General features: G+C 49.2%; 4 protein-coding genes, 15 tRNA genes and 1 rRNA gene (1 of these 20 only partly in view). 19 read left to right on the top strand and 1 reads right to left on the bottom strand.

Going from position 1 to position 6,000, the window contains the following annotated elements; translation table 11 throughout:
* The 16 genes from ACLIN2_RS20960 to ACLIN2_RS20885 form a co-directional block, all read left to right on the top strand.
* Positions 1 to 113 (top strand): 23S ribosomal RNA (locus ACLIN2_RS20960); it begins 2,815 nt to the left of the window's first position.
* Between the two features lie 53 nt (positions 114 to 166).
* A tRNA-Asn gene (locus ACLIN2_RS20955) sits at positions 167 to 242 on the top strand.
* A 4-nt stretch (positions 243 to 246) separates the two neighbouring features.
* Positions 247 to 322: transfer RNA gene (locus ACLIN2_RS20950), tRNA-Thr, on the top strand.
* A gap of 3 nt (positions 323 to 325) precedes the next feature.
* A tRNA-Glu gene (locus tag ACLIN2_RS20945) sits at positions 326 to 399 on the top strand.
* A 9-nt stretch (positions 400 to 408) separates the two neighbouring features.
* Positions 409 to 484, top strand: a tRNA-Val gene (locus ACLIN2_RS20940).
* Positions 485 to 650: 166 nt separating this feature from the next.
* Positions 651 to 727: transfer RNA gene (locus ACLIN2_RS20935), tRNA-Met, on the top strand.
* A 56-nt stretch (positions 728 to 783) separates the two neighbouring features.
* Positions 784 to 860, top strand: a tRNA-Asp gene (locus ACLIN2_RS20930).
* Positions 861 to 963: 103 nt separating this feature from the next.
* A tRNA-Thr gene (locus tag ACLIN2_RS20925) sits at positions 964 to 1,039 on the top strand.
* A 5-nt stretch (positions 1,040 to 1,044) separates the two neighbouring features.
* Positions 1,045 to 1,129, top strand: a tRNA-Tyr gene (locus ACLIN2_RS20920).
* A 13-nt stretch (positions 1,130 to 1,142) separates the two neighbouring features.
* Positions 1,143 to 1,218, top strand: a tRNA-Lys gene (locus tag ACLIN2_RS20915).
* A 78-nt stretch (positions 1,219 to 1,296) separates the two neighbouring features.
* Positions 1,297 to 1,383, top strand: a tRNA-Leu gene (locus tag ACLIN2_RS20910).
* A gap of 28 nt (positions 1,384 to 1,411) precedes the next feature.
* Positions 1,412 to 1,487, top strand: a tRNA-Gly gene (locus tag ACLIN2_RS20905).
* Between the two features lie 3 nt (positions 1,488 to 1,490).
* Positions 1,491 to 1,567, top strand: a tRNA-Arg gene (locus tag ACLIN2_RS20900).
* A gap of 51 nt (positions 1,568 to 1,618) precedes the next feature.
* Positions 1,619 to 1,695 (top strand) — tRNA-Pro (locus ACLIN2_RS20895).
* A 25-nt stretch (positions 1,696 to 1,720) separates the two neighbouring features.
* A tRNA-Leu gene (locus ACLIN2_RS20890) sits at positions 1,721 to 1,808 on the top strand.
* Between the two features lie 12 nt (positions 1,809 to 1,820).
* Positions 1,821 to 1,894 (top strand) — tRNA-Gly (locus ACLIN2_RS20885).
* A 279-nt stretch (positions 1,895 to 2,173) separates the two neighbouring features.
* On the opposite strand, the gene ACLIN2_RS20880 is transcribed toward ACLIN2_RS20885, so the two are convergent.
* The gene (locus tag ACLIN2_RS20880; protein ID WP_411502019.1) at positions 2,174 to 3,349 is read right to left on the bottom strand and encodes a sensor histidine kinase; all 1,176 of its coding nucleotides are present in this window, start codon (positions 3,347 to 3,349) and stop codon (positions 2,174 to 2,176) included.
* Between the two features lie 213 nt (positions 3,350 to 3,562).
* On the opposite strand from ACLIN2_RS20880, the gene ACLIN2_RS20875 reads away from it, so the two are divergent.
* The 3 genes from ACLIN2_RS20875 to ACLIN2_RS20865 all read left to right on the top strand — a co-directional run bounded on the left by ACLIN2_RS20875 (position 3,563) and on the right by ACLIN2_RS20865 (position 5,997).
* Positions 3,563 to 4,213 (top strand): TerC family protein, encoded by a 651-nt coding sequence (locus ACLIN2_RS20875; protein WP_092267512.1) that lies wholly within the window; start codon positions 3,563 to 3,565, stop codon positions 4,211 to 4,213.
* 69 nt (positions 4,214 to 4,282) lie between these two features.
* Positions 4,283 to 4,870, top strand: coding sequence for a YkoP family protein (locus ACLIN2_RS20870; RefSeq protein ID WP_411502018.1), 588 nt, complete (start codon positions 4,283 to 4,285; stop codon positions 4,868 to 4,870).
* Complete coding sequence (locus ACLIN2_RS20865; RefSeq protein ID WP_411502017.1) at positions 4,870 to 5,997, top strand: MGDG synthase family glycosyltransferase; 1,128 nt, start codon at positions 4,870 to 4,872, stop codon at positions 5,995 to 5,997. Before ACLIN2_RS20870 ends, ACLIN2_RS20865 begins: the two co-directional genes overlap by 1 nt.
* Positions 5,998 to 6,000: the final 3 nt, after the last annotated feature.

The raw sequence follows: 6,000 nt of genomic DNA, 5'->3' as shown, positions 1-6,000 counted from the left end.
CCCACAGCGCAAGCTGGTAAGACCCCTCATAGACGATGAGGTTGATAGGTTCGGTGTGGAAGCGTGGTAACACGTGGAGCTGACGAATACTAATCGGTCGAGGACTTATCCACACATCTTAGCAAACATGCAGTTCCAGTTTTGAAGGTACGAATCCTTCAAACGTTCCTCGGTAGCTCAGTTGGTAGAGCAATCGGCTGTTAACCGATCGGTCGGCGGTTCGAGTCCGTCCCGAGGAGCCACTTCGCTCCTGTAGCTCAGTCGGTAGAGCGTTTCCATGGTAAGGAAGAGGTCGCAGGTTCGATTCCTGTCGGGAGCACCATATGGCCCGTTGGTGAAGCGGTTTAACACAGCAGCCTTTCACGCTGTCATACAGGGGTTCGAATCCCCTACGGGTCACCTAATTGTGGAGGCTTAGCTCAGCTGGGAGAGCATCTGCCTTACAAGCAGAGGGTCGGCGGTTCGATCCCGTCAGCCTCCACCATTACTTCGTTTCAGTTCCGGCTCGGGATCTCACCATTCCGGTTCACCCATGAAGTAAGTCCAAAGGAGTTATGCTCGGGTACATCTGATCTTGCTTGCCAGCGTAGGACATTCGACGTAGAGGCGCAAGTAGGAAGCGATCCCGTCAGCCTCCACCATAATATCGTCGCGGGATGGAGCAGCTCGGTAGCTCGTCGGGCTCATAACCCGAAGGTCGCAGGTTCAAATCCTGCTCCCGCAACCAAATTTCTCCTGGTAGCATAAGGAGACAAGAAGTACACATAGTTTACAACAAGCTATGGAGCTGTGGTGAAGTTGGAGTTCACGCCGGTCTGTCACACCGGAGGTCGCGGGTTCGAGTCCCGTCAGCTCCGCCATTTTCAAAAAGAGATGGCACACATTCATCTGGATGAATCTTTTTCACTGAAAACGAAAAAGTTATTGATTGTAGATGAGTGATTTGGTAAAATATATGAGTACGCCGGTATAGCTCAATTGGTAGAGCACCTGACTTGTAATCAGGGGGTTGTGGGTTCAAGTCCTATTGCCGGCACCATTTGTGGGGAGATAGCGAAGTGGCTAAACGCGGCAGACTGTAAATCTGCTCCCTCTGGGTTCGGCGGTTCGAATCCGTCTCTCCCCACCAGTTTTATTTTTGAGAGCCATTAGCTCAGTTGGTAGAGCATCTGACTTTTAATCAGAGGGTCGAAGGTTCGAGTCCTTCATGGCTCACCAGTTTTTATTTCTCGAAAAGTGAAGCGTGCCGTTGGAGCACCTTTCGAGTGCTTTTTGAGGAAATTAGTATCTTACTATGCGGTCGTGGCGGAATTGGCAGACGCGCTAGATTCAGGTTCTAGTGGTGGCAACACCGTGGAGGTTCAAGTCCTCTCGACCGCACCAAATCACCCCAACAACTCCAAAATGACATGCGGACGTAGCTCAATTGGTAGAGCGTCGCCTTGCCAAGGCGAAGGTCGAGGGTTCGAGACCCTTCGTCCGCTCCATATGTGCCCTTAGCTCAGCTGGATAGAGCGTTTGACTACGAATCAAAAGGTCGGGAGTTCGAATCTCTCAGGGCACGCCACTATCTTTCCGAATAGGAAAGATTATGATAAGATTGGTTATATTAAATAGTCGGGAAGTAGCTCAGCTTGGTAGAGTACTTGGCTTGGGACCAAGGGGTCGCAGGTTCGAATCCTGTCTTCCCGACCATGATTTGCCCAGATCTTTCTGAGTTGCCGGGGTGGCGGAATGGGCAGACGCAACAGACTTAAAATCTGTCGGGAGTTTCTCCCGTACCGGTTCAAGTCCGGTCCTCGGCACCATTACAATTACACGCGGGTGTAGTTCAATGGTAGAACTCCAGCCTTCCAAGCTGGTCGCGTGGGTTCGATTCCCATCACCCGCTCCATATGAATAGAGAACAGGGACGCTGAACAGCGCCCTGTTTTTTTGTATTTCCTATCCTGAACAGGGGCCACGAACGAGTCAGCAAAGGAAGCTAACACAAAAAAGGATCTGCATCGCCGTAGACGTACATACAGCTCTGCAGATCCAGAAAAGTGTCGAAGTGTGTCTAATCATTTCAGTGGTAGAAACATATGTTTTCGTGTAGAGTAAATATAGATCGCTTACCAACACAATAGGTAACGGATCTCTTGCATCGCCTCCTGATTTCAGGGGGCTTTTTTCATGCTTGGCCATCATCGGACACAGACTGTTCGGTATGCTCGGCAGTGGTGATGGGTAAAGAGACAACAAAGCGTGTCCGTTTCTCGTTGGAATCACAGTGGATGGTTCCATTATGCTTTTCAATAATATTTTTGCATATAGAAAGTCCTATGCCTGTCCCGTTTTGTTTAGTAGTAAAAAACGGTTGAAACAGGCTCTCGACGATCTCGGCTGGGATCATTTCTCCGTTATTCTCCACGCTCAAATACAGCCATCCATCCGATGACGTGGCGATGACACTAATGCACTTGTCTGGTCGATGTTGTATAGCGTCAATCGCGTTGTTTAACAGATTGACGATGACTTGCTTCAGACCTTCTTCATAACATGCAAGTGAACAGGGGTGGATTAGTTTTTCAAAGCGTATGTTTTCTCCTAGTAATCGGGGAGTGATGAGTAATTCCACTTCTTCAAAAAGATTTTCTACTTGAACGGTCTTGAAGATTTCATCCAAGATCGGTTTTTTCGAGAAACTCAAAAATCCGGTTAACTGTCGGTGCAAGTTTTCAAATTCGTGCATGACCACCTGAATGTAAGACTGCAGCTTGGCCTGCTCTTTGGTTGACTCACCGATCAGCTTTAAGAACCCTTCGATGGCACACAGCGGGTTTCGCAGTTCATGTGCCATGTTTGCTGCGATTTTCCCCAGCATCGTCAATTTATCGTTGTGCAGATAGGATATGGTTTCTTCTTTTTGAACCAGCTCTTCATTCATCATTTGCTCAAAATGGTAGACGGCCCAAAAGACACTTTCATCCATGGCTTTCCCGAGCTGAGTCTCCAAATAGAGCATATCGCTTGGAGACAGTGACCACTGGTGCAGTTCTGGCTGTAGCACACGCCAAAATACATTTCGATAGATCTGATACGTACGCAAAATGGAGGAGAAGGGGAATTCCTGCGAACGCAGCCACTCTCCCATATCCAGTGACCAAGCTTGCATATCGTGATCCACATTTTCCACCAGATAACGAGCTAAGAGAACTGTACGCTTTTCCGCAAAATCGCGGGGGATTGTTACAGGAATTTCCATACTGCGAACAATTTCTTGCATCCACACTGTGGTAATACTTGGTGCCATATCTAAAATTTTCCTAGAAACGTTGAATAAATTTAGCGTCACAGTTTCCACCATCTCTTATCCACCCCACTAAAATCGTAAGGGATAAGGGCACGGAAAGACAAGGTATAATTCTCCTAAATTCGCAATAAAATGTTTTTTTATGGAAGTTTTTATCTACAAAATCCGCTAAAAAGTTCCTTATTTCGGAAAAATCTTTAATCATGAGTCCGATTCTAGTCGCATAAAGTAGAATGGACAGACTTTGGTGGACCAGGGGAGGCAGGGATGGAGGAGCATTTTTGGCTGGGACTGGTACATATTTTTATGATCGATCTCGTACTCAGCAGTGATAATGCAGTTGTGATCGGGATGGCCTGCCGAGGGCTGCCAAACAAAGATAGAAAGAAAGCCGTCCTGTATGGAACACTCGGAGCCATTCTGCTGCGAGTATTACTGACAAGCTTGACAACCTGGATGCTAGATATTCCGCTAGTCAAAGCGATTGGCGGGTTCTTGTTACTATGGATCGCATGCAAGCTGATGATAGGGGAAAGCGAAGAGCTGGCAGAGGTGTCGCGCAATCAGAACGTGGGGCAAGCCGTCCGAACCATCATTCTCGCCGATTTTGTGATGAGCCTGGATAATGTTCTGGCAGTAGGGGGGGCAGCTCACGGCGATTTGTGGCTGGTGATTCTGGGGCTCTTGATGAGCATTCCGCTGTTGATGTGGGGAAGTGCGTTTATTGCTCGATTGATGAATCGCTTTAACTGGCTGGTGATCGTCGGAGGGGGGATTCTGGCATTCACGGCAGTAGAGATGTGCTTAGAGGACCCCTATGTATGGAAATGGGTGAATCCTCTCATGCTGAACCATATGTGGCTTCCCGTCATTGTGGCACTCCTCGTGATGGTGTGGGGACGCATAAAAAGGGCGTAGCTGGTAATGAGGGGGCTGCATTCTGGGGCATACTACTTAAAAACATGTCCAGAAAGGATCCGGATGCAGATGAATTCGAGCCTCTTGATACTCTGGGGGTTGTGGGACGATGTATATCAACGCTGTACACGGCTTCGCTACATAGAAAAAGGAGCCAATATTTTCCGCGTTGTTCTGCTTCGTTATCGAGGCGAGACATTGGTTACGACGGATCATCAGGTAATCAACCGCGGTGATTGGATCGTGAAAATCCATATCCATAACTACTACTTTGCTACCCTATGCAAAGGGGTAAAGGACGACCTGAGGCTGGCGTTGCTGCTGAGGCGTCACATCATGCTTTCTCTACCGAAATTGGCGAGCTATCTGGAAAGCATGGATGAAAAGGAAAAAATCAAGGGGATCGTCGGTACTACGATGCTGCATAAAGGTGTTTTGCCCTTGGGGTTTTCCATTTCGGACGTGCCGATGAACGGGTATTTCCGCTATAAACGCTGGTATTTACGTCTGCTGCTGCGTTTCATTCATCCGGATGGCAAGAAGCGGGTGCAAAGCTGGAAGCAAGACATGCCGTTAAAACGCGTGTACATGTCGAAGGAGTCCCTGCTGGAAAGGTACGGATCGCAAAATCCCTCCCCTCTAGGAGATTTACACTGATGGGCAAGCGATTTCTGGTAGTGACAGAAGAGTGGGCGGGAAGCGGGCACAGAATGGCAGCAGAGGCTTTGGTAGAGGAGCTATGCGCCAGTACGGGTGTAGATTCAGCAAGACTTGTAGGCGGATTAGAGACGGCCAGTCCCGCACTGAGGGAGCTGTCCCGTTTTTTTTATCTGGGGATGCTCCGCTTGGCGCCTCCGCTTTGGCAGCGCATCTATGAACGCGAGCAGCTATGGAGCACTTCTTTGCAAAAGCCGCTTGCTTGGTGGCTCTCGCGAAAATTGACCCGCGAGTTACTGAAGAAAGAGCAGCCAGATGTAGTGATCGCAACACATGCATACTGCTTGTCGGCACTGGCGAGGGCGAAGCGGGAAATGGATGCGCCTTTTCACTTGGTGAGTATTCCTACGGATTTTCATGTGAATCACTTTTGGGTACATCCGCAAATCGACACGTATGTTGTAGCGCATGAACAGCTTGCGGAAGTGCTGAAGAGGGACTTTCAGGTGCATGCCGATAAAATTCAGGTCCACGGAATCCCAGTGCGACCTGCTTTTCGTGTGGCTGGGGAAAGGGACAAGCCCACCTGGAGGGCAATGCTGGGTCTATCTCCCGAGATGTTTACCGTTCTCGTCAGCGGTGGAGAGGGAGGATACGGGGGGATAGCCGAAGTGCTGCAGGAGCTGGTACGTGTACAAGAGCCACTCCAGATTATCGTGGTGACCGGAAAAAATGCCAAGCTGAAGAGACAGCTAGATGACTGGCAGCAAAAAACGCCAGATCTCCGGCATCATCTCTTGATCAGGGGCTACGAGTCTCAAATGTGGCAATGGATCTCTGCAGCGGACGTCTATATCTCTAAGCCGGGCGGAATTACTTGTGCAGAAGCGCTGGCCTTAAAAACGCCGCTGCTTTTGTACAAGCCGCTTCCCGGTCAGGAGAGGCGAAATAGTGCCTTTCTCAGACACAATCAAGCAGCTGCAGTGGCAAATACGCCGATGGAAATCCGAGAGACCTTGAATCGGTGGAGAATTCGTCTGGAGGGGCAGAAAGAGATTGAGAAAATAGAGCAAGTGCGCAGGCCGGAAGCGGCCAGGCAAACAGCGGAATATCTGCTGGGGTTATAAGTA

The sequence above is a fragment of the Brevibacillus centrosporus genome, assembly GCF_046622605.1.
Taxonomy (GTDB): Bacteria; Bacillota; Bacilli; order Brevibacillales; family Brevibacillaceae; genus Brevibacillus; species Brevibacillus centrosporus.
The sequence above is the reverse complement of the archived record's forward strand: the minus strand, read 5'-3'. Positions and strand labels throughout refer to the sequence as shown.

What these genes read in the sequence shown, in the direction of transcription:
- ACLIN2_RS20865 (WP_411502017.1), top strand. Translation starts at nt 4,870, where the DNA reads ATGGGCAAGCGATTTCTGGTAGTGACAGAAGAGTGGGCGGGAAGCGGG.
- ACLIN2_RS20875 (WP_092267512.1), top strand. Translation starts at nt 3,563, where the DNA reads ATGGAGGAGCATTTTTGGCTGGGACTGGTACATATTTTTATGATCGAT.
- ACLIN2_RS20880 (WP_411502019.1), bottom strand. Translation starts at nt 3,349, where the DNA reads ATGGTGGAAACTGTGACGCTAAATTTATTCAACGTTTCTAGGAAAATT.
- ACLIN2_RS20870 (WP_411502018.1), top strand. Translation starts at nt 4,283, where the DNA reads ATGAATTCGAGCCTCTTGATACTCTGGGGGTTGTGGGACGATGTATAT.